The sequence below is a fragment of the Chitinophaga sp. YR573 genome, assembly GCF_900110995.1.
Classification (GTDB): Bacteria; Bacteroidota; Bacteroidia; order Chitinophagales; family Chitinophagaceae; genus Chitinophaga.
On the sequence record NZ_FOJF01000001.1, the window covers coordinates 2,590,342 to 2,611,021 of the forward strand.

A 20,680-nucleotide genomic window follows, 5' to 3' on the forward strand; every position below is an offset into this window, starting at 1 on the left:
TGGCAAAGGTGTCTAGGGGACAATTAATCTGGATGCAGGTTACAAAGCTAATATTTTAATGTATTGATAGTCAACAACATTCGTGTTATGCTATTCATACTACAAAGGAGAGGGCCATTCATGCCAGTAGCCAGTTTAAGCATTTGGCGGCAGTAGCAAAAATGCAACGTTCGTAGCAAATCTGAACAGGGTTATTTTACGTTGTAGTTTTTTAGAGAGACAGTGTATTCAGGAGCAATGGCTTGTATATACCCTACATCCTGTGCATAATAATAGGTGGCAATGGTACCAAGCAGGTGTACCGTGCTATCTATCAGAACGGACGCATCCTGCCTTACGCCAATCACGTTTGCGTATTCATGCCCCATTACTGTTCTGAACCCACCTTGCTGGAGAATGGTATATTGTAATAATCCAATCTGGGGCTGCCCGGAAGCAACTGCTGTAATGGTATCAGCCCAGGTGGCACCTACGGATTTATTGTCATAGAGAAATAGTCTTACTCCATCGGGTCTTTCATAACCTGGAACAGAGATGCCAAATTCAAAGAGGAAATAACGGCCATTGTCGCAGCGGATGTACTGACTGGTATAACCATTGTTCAATATGGAAAACCGGTCTCCGTTTATCAGGGTATCGCCTGTTACGATTAATGTGTAGGCCAGTGTATCCTGTGTGTTTGATACATACACATAATCGAAGGTACTTTCTGTTGTATAAGGAGCATATCCGCACACTTCATAGATCGTTTCGCTGCTCTTCTCTTTTTTGCAGGAGAACAGGCCCATTAACCCAATCCCGCATAAAAGTCTGGTTATGGCTTGCATACTATCAGTGAAGGGGTAATTGTACCATTATTGGCATTGATAGTGGTAATGGTATTGATATGAGTAGCAGTATCCGTTGCAGAAAAAGTAACGTCTGTGGCAGAAGCATTACATCGTATAAATGTCATTTTAAAATTCCCGTTGTTGATATTAGTGGCATAACATAATCCATCTACTGTGATATTTATTTTACCCATTACCGGCTGATCTGAACAATTATTGGCGGTACCATCTATCATCAGGGTGCTGCTGGCAGGGAGAGGAACAGAAAAAGGATCTGTTGTTACATCAGCAGCGTAGGGGCCTATTTCCTGGTGATAAAAAATTTGTCCGCAGGGATCAATAAGAGAGAGAATGAGCTGGGAATTGGAAGCTACCTTACCGGCAAACCTACCTCCTGCATCTGTATAACTGTATACCGGAATGAAATCTATCTTACTTACAATACTCATTCGCATATTGGGGATGGGATTATTATTCTGGTCCAGCATAGTTGCTTTAAGATTCACCACATTATAAGGGACCGCAAAATGCCAGAATCCTGTAGATTTTACCATAGCGATATAAGCATCTCCCTGTTTTGATGCAAATCCCTGCTGTTCCCAATAGCCCGAAGCAGTATTAAAAGACCATAAAGCAATTTGCGCTGGTGCACTGCTTTGCAGGGAACCGGGAATATTCACCAGCAAGCCTACCGGTTGTTTAACATCCAGGTGTAGTGGTTCTCCGCTCTGACCAGTGAAGTTCAGTGTTACTATACCGAACGACTGCAAGCCTTTTTTGTTTTTTTTGTCGTCAATACCACGAAGGTCTCCGGTCATCATATCAGCAAAATGCTCATTTTCCGGATTAGTATATTTAAAGTTGATGTCTACTATTCCTGTGTAGGAAGTGTTGTCTTTCATCAACACACTATTAGGCTGTATGGTGAGTTTACCACCGGGCAGATTGATGTTGCCACCACTGGCTGCGCTGAAGGTAGCAGCGGCTTCACGGGCCTGTAAGATGATTTGCACATAATGCAGGCTGTTGGTGTTTACAGTCAGCGTACGAATGCCATTGAGATACTGGTCTTTTGTAACGGTTACCTGTGCCGCATCAGGAAGAACTTTTACCCGTTCCATTAAAAAGTTACCATTTGCATCAGTACTATCTCTTTTCCCGCCGCATACAACCAGGGCACCCTGCACAGGTTGTAACAGTTCATTTAGTACGCGGCCCTGTATACTGGTTAGTACCTTCTCTGTTTCTTTTGTTGCGGATGCAGACAATTCACGGGAGCCGGTTTTACTACAAGCCCATATTGTTAATGTGAATACGGGGAACAGCAGTAACTGCGACAATCTTAACAATTTCATGCTTATCAGGATATGGGGGTTAGAATGACTCTCTATTGTAAATATAGGCTATAAATGATTGATTAACAAAGAAAAAGGGGACTCAGCTACTGAGTCCCCTTCCATATAAGACGGTTTAAAAACTTATACTCCAAGGCTCCAACCTTCGCGGTAGGTGCGTTTTACAAACTGGTTAGCATCATCAAAGTTGGTCACTTTCATATTATCACCATCCCATAGCAGTTTGATATAACGGCCGGGATAAGAAGTATGTCCTTCCACTTCCTTTTTGATATCATAACTCCTGATAGCCAGGTTAGCCATGAGCAGACTTTCTGTAAGCGGACCTGCAATAGAGAACGGAGAACTGATCAGTTTATCTTTCGGACTGTTATAGCCAGCAATAGCGGCATTTACCCACTGTACATAGTGTCCTTCCGGTACGCGATCAATCGTTTTAGCAACTGTTACTTCTTTAGTGCGGCTTGTGGGTAGCAAAGTAGGATTCATACCATAAGTACCACACATCATCTTGCCTTTTGTACCTATCAGGATAGCGCCATTACCACCATCACCCATGATTTCATTTGGCCCCAGTTCTTCCGGACGTTCCGGCTGAATACCACCATCCATCCAGTGCAATGTGATTTCTTTTCCGTTCTTACCCTTGAATTTCAGGATCACATGAGAAGATGGAGGACAGCTTTCCGGGAAGTAACCACGCTTGAATTCATCTACATAAACACTACCAACACTGGCTTCTACGGAAGTAGGATAACCCAGTCCCAGGATGCGGAAAGGTGGTTCTATGATATGACATCCCATATCACCTAAAGCACCGGTACCGTAATCCCACCAGCCACGCCAGTTGAAAGGTACCAGTTTGTCTATATAATCTTTGTAAGGTGCGGTACCCAACCAGAGGTTCCAGTCGAGTTCCTTTGGTATTTCCGCTTTCCTGGAAGACCAGGGAATACCCTGTGGCCATACGGGACGGTCTGTCCAGCAGTATACAGTATGTACATCGCCGATAGTACCAGCGTTGTACCATTCCATCATCTGCCTTACGCCATCTCCGGAAGCACCCTGGTTGCCCATCTGGGTAACTACTTTATAACGTTTTGCGGCTGCCGATAACATACGGGCTTCGTAAATATCATGTGTCAGTGGTTTTTGCACATACACATGTTTGCCAAGTTGCATAGCAGCCATCGCAGCAACAGCATGCTGATGATCGGGAGTGGATACAGTTACAGCATCGAAATTCTTATGCTCTTTATCCAGCATCTCCCGGAAGTCTTTGTAAAATTTTGCCTTGGGGAAACGCTGTACTGAAGTGGCAGCGCGGCGGGCATCCACATCGCAAAGGAAAGCGATGTCTGACGGACCTTTTGAAATCTCTAAAAGGTCGCTTTCTCCTTTACCTCCTACACCGATACCTGCAACGCGTAAGCGATCACTTGGCGCAATAAAGCCTTTACCTCCTAAAACATGACGTGGAACGATCATAAAGCCGGCAGCGGTTAGGGCCCCGTTTCTTAAGAATGATCTGCGGGAGACATGACTTCCCTGGTTATTTTTTTCCTGGACCATAGTAACAATAAATTTATCGTTTCAATATAAAAGAAAATGAGAGAAAACTATATTATTAAATGATGTACGGATGCATGGATTAATCCCATGTCATCAGCTTGTTGCGGTCTTCTACTTTCAGACATTCTGCCAGTGTTTTTTCATCATACGATAAGCCATACTGTTGTAAAACATCTGCAGGAACACCATCCCATTCATTAGGTGTATTACCTCGATAGTCAATGTCTTTAATACCTATTTTACTGGTGAAGAACCCGTTGGCGGTAAGGTCTCTCATCAGGTTAAAGAAAGCCACACCCTGACTCATTTCCGGTGCTGCTTTTTCCGGGTAGGCGATCTGGTCTATCAGCGCCAGTTGCTGCTTACTGCTGCAATCCGTAAAGCGGTTGTCATAGAGCCGGGAACTGTGAAGGTCCAGCCAGCGTAATCCGCCACGCATGGGCGTTTTATATTTGGGCATATCTTTTACAATGAACTCGATAAATTCAGGCACTTTGGCATCTGTTGCACTACCGGAGTGTTCATCTGCGGGGATGATAATATCTGCCAGTACGGTGATCGTTTTCATTTCTTCCGGTGTAAAGAATTTCTCTTCTTCCAGTTTTAAGTCCCGCTTTTTTTCTTCTTCGGTTCTCCCATACACAGGTGTTTTAACGCCGGCACCTACCGGAGGTTTAGTTTTCTTATCATCACTACAGGCGGTCAGAAAGGCACTCACAGATAAAGAGCCGACTGCCAGCGCTTTGAGGGTTTCTCTTCTATCCATTGTTAAATGTTTTGTTTTTTTAACTCACTCATAATGTATTCAGAAGCACGCATAGACAGGGCGAGGATGGTCCAGGTAGGATTTTTATCTGCCTGGGATACAAAAGATCCTCCATCTACCACGAACAAATTTTTTACATCATGGGCCTGACTATATTTATTCAGAACAGATTTTTTAGGATCATTTCCCATACGGGTTGTTCCTACTTCATGAATGATACGACCGGGGTTTTCCAGTCCGTACATCGTTTCCGGCCCGGGTTTGTTACCCAATGGCACACCACCCATTTCATGAATCAGCTGTTCGAAAGTATCCTGCATATGTTTAGCCTGTTTGATCTCATGATCGCTCCAGGTGTAGTTAAAGCGTAATACAGGAATGCCCCATTTATCAACTACGTTGGGGTCTATTTCACAGTAGTTGTCTTCGCGGGCAATGGACTCACCTCTTCCTGCAAAGCCGATGGTAGCCCCGTAAAAGCGGCGGTAATCGTCTTTAAGGCCGGCGCCATATCCACCGGCAGGTTTCATTTGTCCGTCACGGCCCGGATATTTACCGTTCATGTTTTCTATCGCATTCACAAATCCGTAGGATGGCATACGCAGCCCGCCACCGAATTCCATATGATAACCACGTGCGAAGTCCAGCTTTTTATTATCGCCCCACCAGGGAATGTACATGTGCATGCCACCAACACCATCTTCATTATAACGTTTACGGTCCATGAGTTGTGGCAGGAAAGCTGCACGGGAAGAGCCGGTGGAGTCATGCAGGTATTTACCTACTATGCCACTGGCGTTGGCCAGTCCGTTCGGATAACGGGATGATTTGGAGTTCAGCAGTAAACGGGCGGTTTCCCCGGCACTGGCTGCAAGCACTATCACACGTGCCATTACCCTGTATTCTTCCAGGTCGGTTTTGTCTACATAGGCAACGCCGGTGGCTTTGCCTTCACTGTTGGTGAGGACTTCCCTGGCCATGGCATTATCATACAGGTCTACATGCCCGCTTTTTACCGCAGGGTTTACGAGTACAGAAGAAGAGGAGAAGTCGGCATATACAGCGCAGCTTCGTCCGCACTGCCCACAATAGAAACAGGGGCTGCGGTCTTTATTAACAGAGCGGGTCAGCATAGACATTCTTGCAGGTATAACAGGAATGCCTAGTTTGGTACCAGCCTTTTTTATCATTAGTTCATGCAATCTTGGTTTGGGAGGAGGCAGGAAAAAACCATCCGGCTCATTGGGCAGGCCTTCTTTTGTACCGAAGACACCGATCATCTTATCTACACGGTCGTAGAAAGGCGCTACTTCTTCGTATTCAATAGGCCAGTCATCGCCCAGCCCGTCATAACTTTTGTGTTTAAAATCGCGTGGACCAAAGCGCAGTGAAATTCGTCCCCAGTGATTAGTACGTCCGCCTACCATACGGGAGCGGAACCAGTCGAATTTCGTCCCTTGTTTTGTTGTATAAGGTTCTCCCTCAATTTCCCATCCGCCATAGGCCGCATCAAAATCCCCGAATGCGCGGGTGGTACCGGCACCTCTTCTGGGCGATTCATAAGGCCATTTCAACTGTGTCATTTGTTCCGGATTAGCTGGGTCGAACTTTGGGCCTGCTTCCAGTAAGGCTATCTTTAATCCTGCTTCTGATAAGATCTTTGCTGCCATACCGCCGCCAGCCCCGGAACCGACGATGCAGACATCGTACACCGGCCCCTTTTGCTTAATTTGGAATGCCATATCGTGGATAATTTAATTGAACTTTAAGTGACTTTTAAATCTATAAATTATTTTTAAGGGATTAAAGAGAAATAGTAGGAACGGAGATTTTAGACAAATATTTATAACTATGGAGGCATCATATCTTATTGGCGTGGATATCGGAACCAGCAGTACCAAAGTAATAGCTGTACAAACAAACGGAAAGGTGCTGGCACATCACCAGCAGGATTATCCCACCCAACAGTCTCAACCCGGTTATAGTGAACAGGATCCCGAAGAAATACTGAAGGCGGTAAAGAGTGGTATCCGTAGTGTTGCGCTTTTATTAAAACAGGACCCACTGGCGATCTCATTCAGTTGTGCGATGCATAGCGTGATGGCTGTGGATAAAGATCACCAGGGTTTAACACCACTTATTATCTGGGCAGATAACCGTAGTCAGGAGATTGCGGACAAGATAAACGAACGCGAAAGTTTATATCAGCAGACAGGTGTTCCGGTACATCCGATGTCTCCCTTGTGTAAGATTATCTGGTGGCGGGAACAGGCGCCGGAGACGTTTGAATCAGCGGCTAAATTTATCGGGATCAAGGAATACATTTTCTATCATTTCTTTGAACGTTATATCACAGATCATTCTATTGCTTCGGCAACAGGATTGTTTAATATTCATGAGCTAGAATGGAATGCCCCTTCTTTATCTCTGGCAGGAATTACGGCAACGCAGTTAGCGGAAGCGGTACCCAGTGAAAGCATTATTACCGGCTTGTTACCTCTATTAGCGGAAGAAATGGGGATCCCTGTTACTACAAAATTTATAGCTGGCGGTAGTGATGGTTGCCTGGCACAATTAGGCAGTAGTGCGCTGGATGCAGGGCATGCTACTTTAACGATAGGTACTAGTGGAGCAGTGCGGATGGCAATAGATAAACCGGTGACAGATGCGCATGGACGTTTGTTCACTTATGTACTTACTCCAGGGCATTTTATTACAGGAGGGGCGTCTAATAATGGAGGGGTATTGATCCAGTGGTTCCTGGATGCTTTTGTGCAGGCAGTAACAGATAAGAAGATCTCTGTGGATGGGGCATTACAACAGGCATTGGCTGTTGCTCCCGGCTCAGAAGGCTTGTTGTGTTTACCATATCTGCATGGAGAAAGAGCACCGGTATGGGATGGACATACCAAGGGGGCTTATATAGGAGTACGGCCACAACATAATGCCTGGCATTTTATGCGGGCTATGCTGGAAGGAATGGCCTTCGGCCTGTTAAGTATTACGGAAGCACTGGAAGAAACAGCGGGAACAATTAATAAGATTTCCGTGAGTGGCGGATTTACCGCTTCAGCTGAATGGGTACAGTTGCTGGCGGATATCTTCCAGCGCCCTATGTATCTGCAAAGGGAAGGGGATGCCTCAGCGATGGGCGCTGTTCTGCTGGGTTTTCAGGCATTGAATATTACGCCGGATTTTGCAGCAGTGCTGCCTGATAAAGTGTTTACACCTGATGCGACACATGCGCAAACATACCAGGCAGCATATGCTGTTTATAAAAAACTATATAGTGCGTTGAAAGAGATCTTCAGAGAGATATAATCACCCGAACATCTTTGCCAGATCAGACAGTTTAAATGAGATATAAGTATACTTTCCGCCGGGGGAAGAGGTTGGCATTGCACAGGCAAACAACTCGTCAATTACGTTCTGCATCTCTCTTGTAGTCAATGATTTACCGGCAGGGATAGCATTGTTGCGGGCCATGGAGCGTACCAGTTGCTCGCGACGGTTTACTTTCAGGTCATTACTGAAATTCTTGAACTGCTCCAGTAATCCTTCTATGCTGGCCTGTTCGTTACCGGTTTGTATATCAGCAGGAGTACCACGCACAACAAAGGTGTTGTTCCCGAAAGGTTCCAGGTCATAACCCAATACCAGTAAGTCAGGTAACATTTCAGCGATCAGTGCCGCATCTGCGGGCAGGAGCGGGAGTGTCTGCGGGAACAGGTTTTGCTGTACCGGCACAGGACTGTCCTGTAATGCCCGCTGGTATCGTTCATAAAGAATACGTTCATGAGCCGCCTGCTGATCAATCAGGATAAATCCTGATTTTATCTGAGAGAGGATATATCGTTGATGTACCTGTACCGGTACCTTCTGATCTATAGTAGTATCCTGCCAGCGTTCATCTATCAGAGAGGAAGAGGCTGAAAAGCCACTAGCCTCTTCATTTTGAAGGGGCGTATTCACAGAAGGTCCGCCTGTATCCAGGGAAGACCTGTCAACAGGAGGTCTCTCAAGAGAAGACCTGCCGGTAGAAAAACTATCAGACTTCCCTATATCATACAAATCCTTCCAATGCTTAAGATTGCTGCTGTTATCAATTACATGGGCCTGGTTAGCCTGCGTAAAGGTCTTATATAAGGAGCCGCTGGCCGACTGTGTCTGCTGCTGTTCCGTAAAAGGTTTGCTGATGGCATCCAGTTGCTGAATACCCGGGTCCAGTTCAAAATCCAGGGTAGGAGTGATACTGAATTGTGCCAGAGCATGTTTCACGGCAGACTGAACAAAGGCATACATCACTTTATCATCATCAAACTTTATCTCCTGTTTGGTAGGATGGACGTTGATATCTATATGTTCAGGGTCCAGGTCTATGAACAGTACATATAAAGGGTAGCTGTCTGCCGGTATCATTTCCGCAAAAGCGTTCATGATAGCATGGTGCAGATAGGGACTCTTAATAAAACGATTATTGACAAAGAAGAACTGATCACCCCGTGTTTTCTTGGCTGTGTCCGGTTTACCTACAAAGCCATTTACATCCATATAGTCTGTCGTTTCTTTTACAGACACCAGGCGGGCATTGTAATGCTGGCCCAGAATGGAGACGATGCGTTGTTTCAGCGAACCTTTTTCCAGGTAAAACAGCTGGGTGTTATTATTATTAAGGGTAAACTGTACCAGTGGGAAGGCCATGGCTACCCTGATAAACTCATCTACAATATGCCGCATTTCTGCCGCATTGCTTTTCAGGAAATTACGGCGTGCAGGAACATTGAAGAAGAGGTTCTTCATGGCAATGCTGGTGCCTTCTGCTGTCTGGCAGGGCTCCTGTTTCCTTACAGCGCTGTTGTCTATTTCTATATAGGTGCCGAGGTCTGTACCGCGAAGCCGGGTTTTCAGCTCCACCTGTGATACGGCGGCGATAGAAGCCAGGGCTTCTCCACGGAATCCCATGGTACGTATACGGAAGAGGTCTTCGATGGTTTGTATTTTGGAAGTAGCGTGTCTTTCAAAAGACATGCGGGCATCAGTCTCACTCATTCCCTTTCCATTATCGATCACCTGCACCAGTTCTTTGCCTGCATCCCTGATAATCAGTTGTATTTCAGTAGCTCCCGCATCCACAGCGTTTTCAAGCAGTTCTTTCACTGCCGATGCCGGCCGTTGAATCACTTCCCCTGCTGCTATCTGATTGGCTATGTTGTCTGGTAATAGATTGATTATATCCGCCACTTATGGTGTCCTTTTAGCGTAAAGTTAGGAAAGTTTAATGGTTGCTAAAATGTTAAATACAGTAGGATGGTCTCTCATATGAAACCAGGATACAATACAAATCGTAAATTTAAAAAGGGCGTCAATATAAAGTTTAATCATCAGAAGCTTGTTAATGAGTCGTTAATCGGGTAAAATTATAGCTATGAAGTGGCGGAATCTGATAATTTTGAATGTCGCTGTGTTAGTTAGTAATTGCTCCTGTTCACAGAACGGGGCAAAAAATAAGACTATGGAAGGAAAAAAGAGTGAAGTGTATTCCCGTACGGACACCAGCAAGGTAAGCCTATCCAACGATAAATGGAAAGAACAGCTATCCCCTGAGGTGTATAACATTGCCCGTGAAAAGGGTACTGAATGGGCATTTACAGGAAAATACTGGAACAGTACGGAAAAGGGTACTTACTACTGTGCTGCATGCGGAAACCCTTTATTTGTTTCTGATGCCAAGTTTGAGAGTAGTTGCGGATGGCCAAGTTTTTTTGAACCAATTACGAAGGGAAGTGTTATTTATTCACCGGACAATGATCACGGGATGCAACGTACAGAAGTAATGTGCGGACGTTGTAAGGCACACCTGGGTCATGTATTTGATGATGGTCCGCCACCAACAGGGTTGCGTTACTGTATCAATTCAGTTATACTGGATTTTGATAAAGCGCAAAGTGCTGAAAAGCATTATACAGAAAAACACTAAGGGGGAATAATAAAAATAAGGAAAGACGAATTGCAGGGAGTAAACATCCTGGTAATTCGTCTTTCCCCATTTTATGAAAGGTAAGCTTGCAGTTCGTTTACGTAAGACGTTGGCTCAAATTCAATAATCTCATAAAGCGCCAGCTGGTATTTATCCAGCGGATCCTCACTCATAATTTGTTCTACTTCTTTCCGGCTCGAGGCTTTGCAAAGAATTACACCTCCGGATTTAGGCTTTCTTCGTCCCGCCAGAATAAATTGTCCGCTTTTATAGAATTTATCAAGAAAAGCTCTGTGCTGGTCCATGTAGTGTTCTACGGCAGCTACGGGACGGATGTATTGCAACATGATTAAGTACATAATAGCGCTTCGATGATAGGATTTAAGATCATAATTAGGATGGCATTTGTACAAAGGTATAAAACTATTGCAGCTTTAATTTTTTTAATAAATAGCTAGAAATTAGGCCCTTGCCCAAGATATGATAGTATATTAACCAATACCAGATACTATACGTAATATATGCTCAAAAAGACTAATTTAATAATGGGTCTTCCTATTGTACTAACGAAAATCTGAGTATTTTAGCGTATAATAATATTATTAATTCTGATCCCCTGATTATGACAAGAAACATTTCCAAGGTTTTGTTAACCGCTGTTACAGCAGCGGTCGTATTCTCTGCTTGTTCCAAGCTGCCGGAGCAAAGTAAGTATATCCCCAAAACTGCTGGTGTAGTACTTAACATCAACAGCAAAGAAATCAGCAAGAAGCTGATTACAAATGGTATCACCATGGACAAGCTGTTTACGGCTGTGCAGGATAAAGATACTGCCAGCACCGCAGCTAAGGCATGGAAGGATGCAGAGAACTCTGGTATAGATCTGCAGAGTAATTTCTTTGTGTCTGTTGTATTTAACAGCAGCCAGCAGTCGTATGTAAGTATGACCGGTGGTTTGAAAGATGCCGCAAAGTTTGAAGCATATCTGAAAAAGAATATTGCTAATTACTCCCTGAAAACGAAAAAGGATTTTCAATACGTTTGGGAAGAAGACCAGAAGGCTGTGATCGGCTGGAATAAAGAAACAGTGATCTATGTTAAAGGTGTAGACGCGGACAAACTGAAAAGCGGAATGCCTGGTGGTGCAGCTCCTGCTTATCCTGACTCGGATTCTGAAGCAGTAGATTCTGCTGTTGCTGCTCCTGCCCGCGTGGTAACAGCTGTTGCTAGCGCAGAAGAAGATACCTGGGTAGCAGAAACAGATCACCTGTTTCACCTGAAAAAAGAAGAAACGGCCGGTACTATTGAAGCATTCAAAGACCTGCTGAAAGGGGATGCTGATGTAAGCGTATACGTAAACCCGGAGCCAATCTACAGCACACAGGCTACCATGATCCCTGCCAATCTTAAAGAAATCATTTCCGGTAGTTATTACACCGGCGCTGTGAACTTTGATAAAGGAAAGATCGTGATGGAAGGTTCTTCTTACATGGGTAAAGAAATGGCTGCTATATATAAGAAATATGGCGCACAGGAAGCTGATCTGGACATGCTGGAAAAATATCCTTCCAGTAACATTACCGGTTTTCTGGTATATGGTTTCGATTTCCGCATGCTGGGTGATATCATTAAAAGCACCGGTATGGATGGCATCGTAAACATGACACTGCACAGCTCGGGACTTACCCTGGATGATATCCTGGCTGCATTTAAAGGTCAGATGGTATTTGTTGCATCCGACTTTGCGGTAAACAAAACCCCTAATCCTTATTTCCCGGAAGACAGTATCACCAAACCGGATGCTAAATGGCTGTTTGCAATGAAAGTAGGCGATAAAGCTGCTTTCAATAAAGTAATGGCTTCTCCTATGGTAGGTGGAATGTTTACCAAACAGGGCGACCATTATGTAATGAATCAGCAGATGCCAGGCATGCCGGCAGTATCTATCACTGATAAGCTGGTAACCCTTGCTTCTGATAACAATGTATTGACACAATACCTGGATGGTAAATCAAAAGCTGGCGGACTGGATAATAGTTTCGTAAGCAAAATAAAAGGTAATCCGTTAGGTGGTTATGTAAACCTGGAAAAGATCGTCAACAATATTCCTGAGGAAGAAGTTCCGGCAGACGGTAAAGAACTGGCCGGCCAGTTTAAGAACCTGTTGAAAGATGCCACTGTTCTTTCTGAAAAATTTGATGGTAAAGTACAACACTCTCACATGGTACTGACCTTCAAAAATGAAAATGAAAACAGCCTGGTACAACTGGTGAACCTGGGAACAAATGTTGCCAAATACATGCAGGATAAAAAGAAGAAAGAAGCGGCGGAAGCCGTAGCAGTCGATACCGCTGCTGCTATCGCACAATAATCTTTATCAAACTTTAATATGGCCCGGCTTCGAAAGAAGCCGGGTTTTTTATACATTACAGTTATGCAGATACAGTTAGAGAACCTGGTGCCTGTTCCGCTGCGGGATAAAGTATTGCAGCGGTCGTCAGACATCTGGAACAGGGAAATAACCTTTACGCCTGGACATTTCGTGAAGATAAAAGCGCCTTCCGGTACCGGTAAAACTACACTGGTACATTACCTGTATCATATCAGGTATGATTATACCGGCAAGGTGCTGGTAGATGGCAAGCTGTGGCAGTCGTACAATAAAGAAGTGATTGCTACCATGCGCCAGCAACAGGTGAGCGTGATATTTCAGGACCTGCGCATCTTTGAACAGTTGACCGCAGAAGAGAATATTGAACTGAAACGGGTAATGACACCTCAGCCATACTGTACCTCAGAAAAGGTAAAAGAAATGGCCGCCCGCCTCAACGTTACCCATATACTGTCTCAAAGTGGCAAGACCCTTTCCTACGGAGAGAGGCAGCGTATTGCTATCATACGCGCACTGGTACAACCCTTTAAATGGCTGATCATGGATGAACCATTCAGCCATTTGGATGAAGAGAATGCAAAACGTGCAGCCGAGCTGATTGGGGAAGAATGCCGTGCCCGCGGCGCTGGTTTTATTTTAACAGACCTGGACCATGATACCAGGTTTGCGTATGACTCACACTATAACTTATGATGCAATCGTTTTTTGGCTTACTCAGGAAGATCATACAAACCGGCATTGGCAAAACCCGCTTAGTGATGGCCACATTGGGTCTCGCTATCGCGATGCTGCTACTGCTGCTGGCGATACAGGCACATACGGATTTTGACCAGCTGCTGCATAGCCAGCAGAACCAGAATGAAAGCGCCGATTTTTTAGTGATCAATAAAAAGATCACCAATGCGATGATGGGGCAACCGGCAAAAAGTGAGTTCTCCCCTGAAGAGATTGCCGATATTAAAAAACAGTCATTCACAGATGCATTCGGTTTTATTACCTCTAACCAGTTTAAGGTAACAGCTGCTGCTCCCGGTGAACTGCATTTCTATACAGATATGTTTTTTGAATCTGTTCCGGATGCGTTTATTGATGTAAAGAATGAAGACTGGAAATGGAATACCGGTGATAATACTATCCCTATCATCCTGCCTAATGATTTCCTGAACCTGTATAACTTTGGATTTGCGTTAAGTCAGGACCTGCCACAGATTTCCCAGGAAACTGTGAAAGCATTGCCAATGAAGATCACGATTTCCAAAGGACTGATTACACAGGAATTTACCGGGCGTATTGTTGGCTTCTCGGATCGTATTTCCTCTTTTCTTGTTCCTGGTAATTTTATGGAATGGGCTAATCAGAAATTCGGCAATGGAGAGATAACAGCTCCTTCGCGGGTGATCATCAAAACAAAAGATCCTTCCAATCCTGTACTGGTACAATACCTGGATGATAAGGGATATACAACCAACCAGGATAAGATCAAATACAGCAAAACAAAGATGATTGTGCAAACCATTGTATCCGTAATAGGGTTCTTTGGCATTGTATTATTACTGTTTGCATTACTGGTATTCAGTATGTTTATTCAGCTGGTAATAGCGAGTTGCAAACGTGAGATCCAGTTGCTGGTAACACTGGGAACAGCGCCCCGTCAGTTGCGTCGTTACCTGATGCGGCAGTTCATTCCGCTGTACATTGTTACCGGTGTTGTAGCCTTACTGGTACTCGCAGGTTTACAATGGTGGGCATCCGGTATACTGGCTACGCATGATATGTTTGTGGCGCCCATGTTGTCTGTTTTTACATTTGGCGCTGCTATACTGGTAGTATTACTGGTATACATTGTGAACCTGCTGAATGTGCGGAAATATGTAGCAGAGATCAGTTAATTTTGAATCCTTATTAAATATTGAAAGATGTTTGTACACGTTGTTAATTTTTATCTGAAAGCCGATCTTTCAGCCGCTGATATCAAGAAATTTGAAGACAGCGCCAATTCGCTGGGAGCCATTGAATCACTGGTATTATATAATGTAGGTAAACCTGCATCAACAGATCGCCCTGTTATAGACAGAAGTTACAGTTACTGTGAGCTGGCCGTATTTAACGATCTGGAAGGCCATGATATATATCAGAAACATCCTTTACACCTGGCGTTTGTAGAGAACTGCAAACATCTGTGGGACAGGGTCGTGATCTTTGATTCTGAAACTATTTAAATGAAAAAGGACGGTGTTATACCGTCCTTTTTTTATGTTAGCTAATTATTTTCTGTAGTAAGGGCGTATACGGCAAAAGAAGCCAGCCAGTGTTCACCGGCATAATCTCCGCTGGCGACATGAGGAATGGCTGCTTCCAGATGTTCATTCGCCATCTTCAGAATGTTGTTTGCGTTTACTTTGGTATGCCGGGCAATATTATACAGGCACCAGGCGCGGCTCAGATTAAGTCCGTTCAGGTGTACGAGTTTGCCATCAGTATAGTCTTTTACCTCTGCTACTTTAAAAATGCGGGAGTCTTTTTTGAACAGCTCTGGAATGAAAGCCTGTACCCATGTCTGGTATTCAGCGGGTGGCAGAATACGCCACATCAGGTCTGCTTCTTCCAGGCAGGGAGAGAGGAAATCATATCCACCAGGTTCCCAGGACACCGGACAGTCTTTATCTGCTTTATAAAAACGGATGGCAGCCTCCCGGATAGCTACTTGTAAGGCGGTATCTTTTGCGGTTTCTGCATAGTCCCATGCCAGGCAGAGGCCAAAGGCAAGGTTGGTATGTTCTCCGACACGGATAGGGTATAGCAGTTTCCCAAGAAAGTCTATGTATGCTTTGGAGAACTGAGTAGCCAGTGGTTGTACATTGGCTGCCAGTTGTTTTCCATAAGGATCATTCCAGGTAAGCAGCTCACGTTGCAGTTGCAGCAACCAGCTCCAGCCATAGATACGTTCGAATCCCCTGTTTTCTTTATTGTTGAACAGGAGTTGTTCCTGTTCGATATGTTCTGCTGTCAGGTTCTGAGACAGTTTGGTCCTGATTTCGGGTGTTTGTGGTAAATCCGGGAATGATTTCAGCAGGCGTACCAGCATCCAGTGCCCGTGAACACTGCTATGCCAGTCGTAACAGCCATAAAATGCCGGGTGGTATGTTCTGGGATTTGTTACCAGGGATGTATCAGTAAATACGATCCCTGTTTTATAAGGAAATTCCTGTTGCATACACCTGAGTGGCAACTGTGCCAGGTGAGCGGCACCCTGTACAGTAAGTTCCAGGTTGCCGGCACTGTTGTGCGTGTAAAGCGGCTGTTGCGCAGATGCAGATGGCATAAGTAAACAGGTTAGAAGGGATAGTATTAATGTTAATTTCACTGGTTATCTGTTAAAGAGTATTTCAGATAGAAGTTACCTGTTAAAAAGTAGTTTCAGATAAAAAGATGGTTTGGCCAGCTTTTTCCGCAAGTCTACCTCATAGAACATACAGGATAATAACTCCTGCAATTGTTTATTACGACTGCTTACTTTCATCAGCGTATTAAACAGCCATGGGAAGTTGATCAGCTTTTGCAGGCGGTGACTCAATCTCAGTTCGGGTCCCATGATGCGGTATACTTCCGAATCGTAGTGAGCCAGTTTAGCTGCTGAAAAATCATTTGCTTTGAGGGCCTCTGCTGCTTCCAGTGCAGCTATGCGTCCACTGTACAACCCATTACCGATACCTTCACCAGTGAAAGGGTCTATAAGAAAAGCCGCATCCCCAACCAGCATATAACGTTCGCCGGAAATCACCCGTTTCTTACTGCCAAGTGGCAGGCCATATCCGTCTATGCTGCTGGTGAGTTCTGCATCTTTGAAACGTTCCTTAAAAACAGGATCATTCTCAATGATGTCCAGCATAGACTTCTTCAGGTTCATTTTCTTTTTACGTACTGCTTCGCTTAATACACCCACACCCACATTGGCTTCTCCGTTTGGCAGGGGGAAGATCCAGAAATAGCCAGGTAAGAGGCTTTTCAGGAAGTGCAGTTCTATAAAGTTGTCAGGATTATTACCACTTACATTTTTGTAATAAGCACGAATGCCGGCTACATAATGTTTATGTTCTATAGTAATGTTAGCAACGTTCTTAGTGAAAGAAGAGTGTGCACCATTAGCGATGATAAGCAATTGCGCTTTCACCTGGAAGCTGCCTTTATTACCGGTAACGATATATCCGTCGCTGGTGAGTTCGTAACTTTCTATGTTAACATTTTCGTGCAGTTGTATTTCCTTCCGGCGTTTCACTTCATCTACCAGGAAATTATCGAAGTCCATGCGTTTGCATACATATCCGATAGGTGTTTCCTTATGACTACCATCTTTGCTGTCATAGTCCGGGCGATAACCAACATCCAGGCTATGACGGGCAGGAGATACAAACGTAACCCCCCAGCTGTTTAACTTGAAATTAGCTTCTTTAAGACGGGTTGCAATAGCGGGGTCTATACGGTTAAGGGCTGTGATTACTTTTCCACTTAATCCATCGCCACAAACCTTATCCCGCGGGAACACGGCTTTATCCACAATGATACAATCGATATTCAATTGGGCCAGTTGAAGCGCAGCTGCTGTTCCTGCTGGTCCTGCCCCAACAATACATACTTTGGTTTCTAACATTCAGATACAATTAAAGTGTTAAGATAAGAAATGTGGAATATCTTCGCGCCTTTAAATCAACATACCATGTTTGGAGATCTTTTTGGTAAGCTGCAGGAAGCGCAGGAAAAAATGAAAGACAGCAAGGTGCGTCTTGCCCGGATTACTGTAGACGGAGAGGCCGGAGATGGCGCCGTGAAGGTAACTGTTACAGGTAACCGCGAAGTAAAAAGCATCGACATTGCAGAACGTTTGCTGGAAAAAGACAGCAAAGAAGAACTGGAAGATTTAGTGATCACAGCACTGAACCGTGCCCTGAAAAATGCGGAGAATGCCTGGGAAACTGAAATGAAAGGAGTCGCTGGCGGAATGATGGGTGGATTAGGAGGACTGTTCTAGGGCTGCGGTGTTGTGCGTTATTTTTATCATGGAATAACGCCAACCTAGCTCAGCTGGCAGAGCAACAGTTTCGTAAATTGTAGGTCGAGGGTTCGAGCCCCTTGGTTGGCTCAGTATGAAGCATTTATAACCCTGTTATAAATGCTTTTTTTATAGGGATAATCACATTATAATAATTGGTATTATCTTTAGCTTATGCGATATATAATTCTCTTTATTGCCGGCACCTGTTTGTTTGCGTGCACCCCTTCTTCAAAGAAAACAGCCGCTGTTAATGCCCTTCATTTAAGCGCTGATAATCTGTATGATAAGGATTCTGTATTGTTGGTAGTAAATAGTGCTACTGAGAAAAACAGCGCTTCGGATAAGTTATTTCTTGATGGGATAGATAAATACAGGAATAAGAAAAATCCTGCTGCTGGGATTGAATCATTTAAGCAATCCATTTTGCTGAAGCCACAGGCCAAGGCTTATTATGAACTGGGTAACGCCCTGTTTGATAAGCAGGAACTGAAAGAGGCGATCAAGGCGTATGGCGTCGCAGAACTGCTGGATTATAAACCTTTACACAAGGTGCTGTATAATATGGCCTGTGCTTATTCAAGGATGGGGGATAATGAATGGGCTAAATATTACCTGGTATCTGCGATAGAATTCGGGTATAGTAATGTGAAAAATATCTTTGCGGATAAGGACCTTGAAGGGTTGAGACAAAAGGATGGTTATTCATTCCGAAGTGAGGTTACCGCTGCTCTGAACGGAGCAACTGACCCGGAAAAGTTACAATGGAACCTTTTCTGGCATGAGTTTAAGCCATTAGGTTTCCCTGTTTCCCTGGATAGGAAATATGCAGATAAATTAGGGGAAGAAGATTATATCTCATACGAGTACGAACGTTTTGTTCCTGAAATGAGAAATGCACAGTTTTCCCGTGATGTGGGTAGTGAATATTATCACGTAGGACTTGTAAAGAACACTGATAGTATAAAAACACTGATCTATGCAGTAAAAGATGTGGTGGGAGAAGGATCTGCCCCACAATATTATATTGTAAGTTTTGATAAGCTGGGCAAACTGATAGATAAGTTGCTGATTGGCGGTCAGATAGAACTGGAAAAACCGTTTAAAGTAGCTACGATACAACAGAACGGAACTATCCGGGTAGGATTGTTTAAAGAGGTATACGAGAAGAACCCGGATACGGCAGGCTATGAAAACAATAAGCTACAGGAATCAAAAGAGGGGGAAGAGGTTTATACTATTTCCGCTGATGGTCATTTTGTTAAACAGCAGCCGGTTTTGCTGGGAATGAACGGTTGATCTTTCCGAAACCCCATTTTATGATGGCTTCAGCTATTAGCAGGTTTAATGTCCAGCTAAGCCAGGAGATAAGAATGTACCTGTTAACAGGGTGTATGGGGATATGAAAGAAGGCAATCAGGAATGCATAGAAACGGAGAGTGAGAGCGGAGAGAGTGAGGGCATAACTGCGTATCAGCATAGCCGCATGTTTTTGCCAGTTACGTTGCAGCGCATAACGCCAACCCATATAGGTAAAAACTATCCAAAGGGTAGCGAGGATTACAAAACTGATACGGGCCGGTAATCCGCCATTGGCGTAAAAGCCCATTATCAAACCACTGGGGCCGCTGAATAATAAGACTATCAGAACATATATTTTCCCGGATGTGCGATGCACTCCGGGATATTTTTTTAGAAGATACCAGCTGAACTGCAAAAGTCCTGTGAGGAGTACAAGAATACTGATAAACACATGTGTGTAAAAGCTCACTCTCCAGAGTCGGAGATGGTAGACCAGCTGTTTGGTCATGAGGAAATCCACATGTGGTTTGAGAGAAGTATAAGGCAGGCTTAATAACAGCATCAGCCAGGAGCCGTACATTATTAAACCTGCCAGTATATAAAATAAGATTCGTTTAATCACTGAGTATTAGTGTTAGAAAGAAGGTGTGAATTCATATCCTTCTCCTGTAACAGTCATCATACCTTCAAACCCTTCCAGACCATCTTTATAGATGATAAAAACACTTTTGTCTTTATTCCACTGCGCTGTTTTGTGCCAGGTCACCAATATAGCGCTATCTTTCCTCTCCCAGGTACCTCTTACTGTATTCATCTGTTCTGCAAATGTAGAATCGTTTATTTTGTCGTAGTAATCGAATATACAGCTACCATCTTTTTGGAAAGTGATATCACAATGATCTCCTCCCAGGGTATAATAATTGGATATGTCACCATCGTCATTGTCATTAGTAGCCTTTGCGCGGGTGAGAGTAAATTGTTTTTCTGTTAATGTAGATGGTGTATTTAACGGCTTCCATTCTCCTTTTGCAGAGGTGAAGGCGCTATCAAATGCCAGTTTAAAGATACCATCAAAGGGATGATCTCCTGGTTCATTCATCACCAGTTCCCAGCCATTAGCTGTTTGTAGCATGGTACCACTTATGTTGCGACGTAATCCTTTGTGAACATTATAACCCGCTACATGTTTACCACTGGAAAAATTAATAGTGAGGTAAATAGGATCGCCGGCAAAATCACCTTTATAAAGGCCTTTCGCATTTGCTTTTTCTGCGTCCGGAAAAACGGTCATATTGTATTTGGTATGTTCGGGGGTAGATGAGGTACATCTGCTGAACAATGAGATAAACAAAAATGCTCCGATAATGTATTTCACAGGATAAAATTTTCCTAAAGTAATAAAATAAATCTCAATAGAAAAGGCGAAGGATATCCTTCGC

The 20,680-nt window shown here is 44.0% G+C and carries 19 protein-coding genes and 1 tRNA gene; 9 read left to right on the forward strand and 11 right to left on the reverse strand.

Features of this window, described 5'->3' with window-relative positions; translation table 11 throughout:
- Window positions 1-191 precede the first annotated feature (191 nt).
- From BMW86_RS10860 to BMW86_RS10880, 5 genes are all read right to left on the reverse strand, one after another.
- On the reverse strand, window positions 192-827 hold the full coding sequence (locus BMW86_RS10860) for a hypothetical protein (RefSeq protein WP_143056549.1): 636 nt from the start codon (window positions 825-827) through the stop codon (window positions 192-194).
- Window positions 815-2,185: a hypothetical protein gene (locus tag BMW86_RS10865; RefSeq protein WP_089781706.1), complete on the reverse strand. Its 1,371-nt coding sequence runs from the start codon at window positions 2,183-2,185 to the stop codon at window positions 815-817. The genes BMW86_RS10860 and BMW86_RS10865 overlap by 13 nt, the downstream gene beginning before the upstream one ends.
- 123 nt (window positions 2,186-2,308) lie before the next feature.
- Entirely contained in the window at window positions 2,309-3,757 is a 1,449-nt protein-coding gene (locus BMW86_RS10870; protein ID WP_089781708.1) for a Gfo/Idh/MocA family protein, read from the reverse strand.
- 79 nt (window positions 3,758-3,836) lie between these two features.
- A complete protein-coding gene (locus BMW86_RS10875; protein ID WP_089781710.1) occupies window positions 3,837-4,523 on the reverse strand; it encodes a gluconate 2-dehydrogenase subunit 3 family protein in 687 nt (228 codons plus the stop codon).
- Between the two features lie 2 nt (window positions 4,524-4,525).
- Entirely contained in the window at window positions 4,526-6,265 is a 1,740-nt protein-coding gene (locus BMW86_RS10880; RefSeq protein WP_089781712.1) for a GMC family oxidoreductase, read from the reverse strand.
- Between the two features lie 109 nt (window positions 6,266-6,374).
- Here BMW86_RS10880 and BMW86_RS10885 point away from each other — a divergent pair, with 109 nt between their 5' ends.
- Window positions 6,375-7,844, forward strand: a complete 1,470-nt coding sequence (locus BMW86_RS10885) for a gluconokinase (protein ID WP_089781714.1) — start codon at window positions 6,375-6,377, stop codon at window positions 7,842-7,844.
- On the opposite strand, the gene mutL is transcribed toward BMW86_RS10885, so the two are convergent.
- On the reverse strand, window positions 7,845-9,764 hold the full coding sequence (mutL, locus tag BMW86_RS10890) for a DNA mismatch repair endonuclease MutL (protein ID WP_089781716.1): 1,920 nt from the start codon (window positions 9,762-9,764) through the stop codon (window positions 7,845-7,847).
- Between the two features lie 271 nt (window positions 9,765-10,035).
- Here mutL and msrB point away from each other — a divergent pair, with 271 nt between their 5' ends.
- A complete protein-coding gene (gene msrB / locus BMW86_RS10895; protein WP_089781718.1) occupies window positions 10,036-10,500 on the forward strand; it encodes a peptide-methionine (R)-S-oxide reductase MsrB in 465 nt (154 codons plus the stop codon).
- A gap of 71 nt (window positions 10,501-10,571) precedes the next feature.
- Here msrB and BMW86_RS10900 read toward each other — a convergent pair whose 3' ends face one another.
- Window positions 10,572-10,847, reverse strand: a complete 276-nt coding sequence (locus BMW86_RS10900; RefSeq protein WP_255372900.1) for a YciI family protein — start codon at window positions 10,845-10,847, stop codon at window positions 10,572-10,574.
- Between the two features lie 275 nt (window positions 10,848-11,122).
- Between BMW86_RS10900 and BMW86_RS10905 the strand changes: the two genes are divergently transcribed.
- The 4 genes from BMW86_RS10905 (at window position 11,123) to BMW86_RS10920 (ending at window position 15,111) form a co-directional block, all read left to right on the forward strand.
- A complete protein-coding gene (locus BMW86_RS10905) occupies window positions 11,123-12,871 on the forward strand; it encodes a DUF4836 family protein (RefSeq protein WP_089781723.1) in 1,749 nt (582 codons plus the stop codon).
- Between the two features lie 63 nt (window positions 12,872-12,934).
- On the forward strand, window positions 12,935-13,585 hold the full coding sequence (locus BMW86_RS10910; RefSeq protein WP_177189221.1) for an ATP-binding cassette domain-containing protein: 651 nt from the start codon (window positions 12,935-12,937) through the stop codon (window positions 13,583-13,585).
- The gene (locus BMW86_RS10915; RefSeq protein ID WP_089781727.1) at window positions 13,582-14,781 is read left to right on the forward strand and encodes an FtsX-like permease family protein; all 1,200 of its coding nucleotides are present in this window, start codon (window positions 13,582-13,584) and stop codon (window positions 14,779-14,781) included. Before BMW86_RS10910 ends, BMW86_RS10915 begins: the two co-directional genes overlap by 4 nt.
- Window positions 14,782-14,808: 27 nt before the next feature.
- The gene (locus tag BMW86_RS10920) at window positions 14,809-15,111 is read left to right on the forward strand and encodes a Dabb family protein (protein ID WP_089781729.1); all 303 of its coding nucleotides are present in this window, start codon (window positions 14,809-14,811) and stop codon (window positions 15,109-15,111) included.
- 41 nt (window positions 15,112-15,152) lie between these two features.
- On the opposite strand, the gene BMW86_RS10925 is transcribed toward BMW86_RS10920, so the two are convergent.
- A complete protein-coding gene (locus BMW86_RS10925; RefSeq protein ID WP_089781732.1) occupies window positions 15,153-16,214 on the reverse strand; it encodes a DUF2891 domain-containing protein in 1,062 nt (353 codons plus the stop codon).
- Window positions 16,215-16,289: 75 nt separating this feature from the next.
- Window positions 16,290-17,540 (reverse strand): NAD(P)/FAD-dependent oxidoreductase, encoded by a 1,251-nt coding sequence (locus BMW86_RS10930; protein WP_089781735.1) that lies wholly within the window; start codon window positions 17,538-17,540, stop codon window positions 16,290-16,292.
- Between the two features lie 30 nt (window positions 17,541-17,570).
- Between BMW86_RS10930 and BMW86_RS10935 the strand changes: the two genes are divergently transcribed.
- The 3 genes from BMW86_RS10935 (at window position 17,571) to BMW86_RS10945 (ending at window position 19,238) form a co-directional block, all read left to right on the forward strand.
- Window positions 17,571-17,918, forward strand: coding sequence for a YbaB/EbfC family nucleoid-associated protein (locus tag BMW86_RS10935; RefSeq protein WP_255372901.1), 348 nt, complete (start codon window positions 17,571-17,573; stop codon window positions 17,916-17,918).
- A 38-nt stretch (window positions 17,919-17,956) separates the two neighbouring features.
- Window positions 17,957-18,029: transfer RNA gene (locus BMW86_RS10940), tRNA-Thr, on the forward strand.
- 84 nt (window positions 18,030-18,113) lie between these two features.
- A complete protein-coding gene (locus tag BMW86_RS10945) occupies window positions 18,114-19,238 on the forward strand; it encodes a tetratricopeptide repeat protein (protein WP_143056550.1) in 1,125 nt (374 codons plus the stop codon).
- On the opposite strand, the gene BMW86_RS10950 is transcribed toward BMW86_RS10945, so the two are convergent.
- Window positions 19,201-19,863, reverse strand: a complete 663-nt coding sequence (locus BMW86_RS10950; RefSeq protein WP_255372902.1) for a DUF2306 domain-containing protein — start codon at window positions 19,861-19,863, stop codon at window positions 19,201-19,203. The two genes, BMW86_RS10945 and BMW86_RS10950, sit on opposite strands and share 38 nt — an antisense overlap.
- A 12-nt stretch (window positions 19,864-19,875) precedes the next feature.
- Complete coding sequence (locus BMW86_RS10955) at window positions 19,876-20,616, reverse strand: hypothetical protein (protein WP_143056551.1); 741 nt, start codon at window positions 20,614-20,616, stop codon at window positions 19,876-19,878.
- Window positions 20,617-20,680 lie beyond the last annotated feature (64 nt).

Excerpts from the sequence above, each read along its gene's own strand:
- BMW86_RS10910 (WP_177189221.1), top strand. The coding sequence starts at position 12,935 with ATGCAGATACAGTTAGAGAACCTGGTGCCTGTTCCGCTGCGGGATAAA.
- BMW86_RS10945 (WP_143056550.1), top strand. The coding sequence starts at position 18,114 with ATGCGATATATAATTCTCTTTATTGCCGGCACCTGTTTGTTTGCGTGC.
- BMW86_RS10870 (WP_089781708.1), bottom strand. The coding sequence starts at position 3,757 with ATGGTCCAGGAAAAAAATAACCAGGGAAGTCATGTCTCCCGCAGATCA.
- BMW86_RS10905 (WP_089781723.1), top strand. The coding sequence starts at position 11,123 with ATGACAAGAAACATTTCCAAGGTTTTGTTAACCGCTGTTACAGCAGCG.
- BMW86_RS10925 (WP_089781732.1), bottom strand. The coding sequence starts at position 16,214 with ATGCCATCTGCATCTGCGCAACAGCCGCTTTACACGCACAACAGTGCC.
- BMW86_RS10865 (WP_089781706.1), bottom strand. The coding sequence starts at position 2,185 with ATGAAATTGTTAAGATTGTCGCAGTTACTGCTGTTCCCCGTATTCACA.
- msrB (WP_089781718.1), top strand. The coding sequence starts at position 10,036 with ATGGAAGGAAAAAAGAGTGAAGTGTATTCCCGTACGGACACCAGCAAG.
- BMW86_RS10915 (WP_089781727.1), top strand. The coding sequence starts at position 13,582 with ATGATGCAATCGTTTTTTGGCTTACTCAGGAAGATCATACAAACCGGC.
- BMW86_RS10875 (WP_089781710.1), bottom strand. The coding sequence starts at position 4,523 with ATGGATAGAAGAGAAACCCTCAAAGCGCTGGCAGTCGGCTCTTTATCT.
- BMW86_RS10885 (WP_089781714.1), top strand. The coding sequence starts at position 6,375 with ATGGAGGCATCATATCTTATTGGCGTGGATATCGGAACCAGCAGTACC.
- BMW86_RS10900 (WP_255372900.1), bottom strand. The coding sequence starts at position 10,847 with ATGTTGCAATACATCCGTCCCGTAGCTGCCGTAGAACACTACATGGAC.
- BMW86_RS10860 (WP_143056549.1), bottom strand. The coding sequence starts at position 827 with ATGCAAGCCATAACCAGACTTTTATGCGGGATTGGGTTAATGGGCCTG.
- BMW86_RS10930 (WP_089781735.1), bottom strand. The coding sequence starts at position 17,540 with ATGTTAGAAACCAAAGTATGTATTGTTGGGGCAGGACCAGCAGGAACA.
- BMW86_RS10920 (WP_089781729.1), top strand. The coding sequence starts at position 14,809 with ATGTTTGTACACGTTGTTAATTTTTATCTGAAAGCCGATCTTTCAGCC.
- BMW86_RS10935 (WP_255372901.1), top strand. The coding sequence starts at position 17,571 with ATGTGGAATATCTTCGCGCCTTTAAATCAACATACCATGTTTGGAGAT.
- BMW86_RS10880 (WP_089781712.1), bottom strand. The coding sequence starts at position 6,265 with ATGGCATTCCAAATTAAGCAAAAGGGGCCGGTGTACGATGTCTGCATC.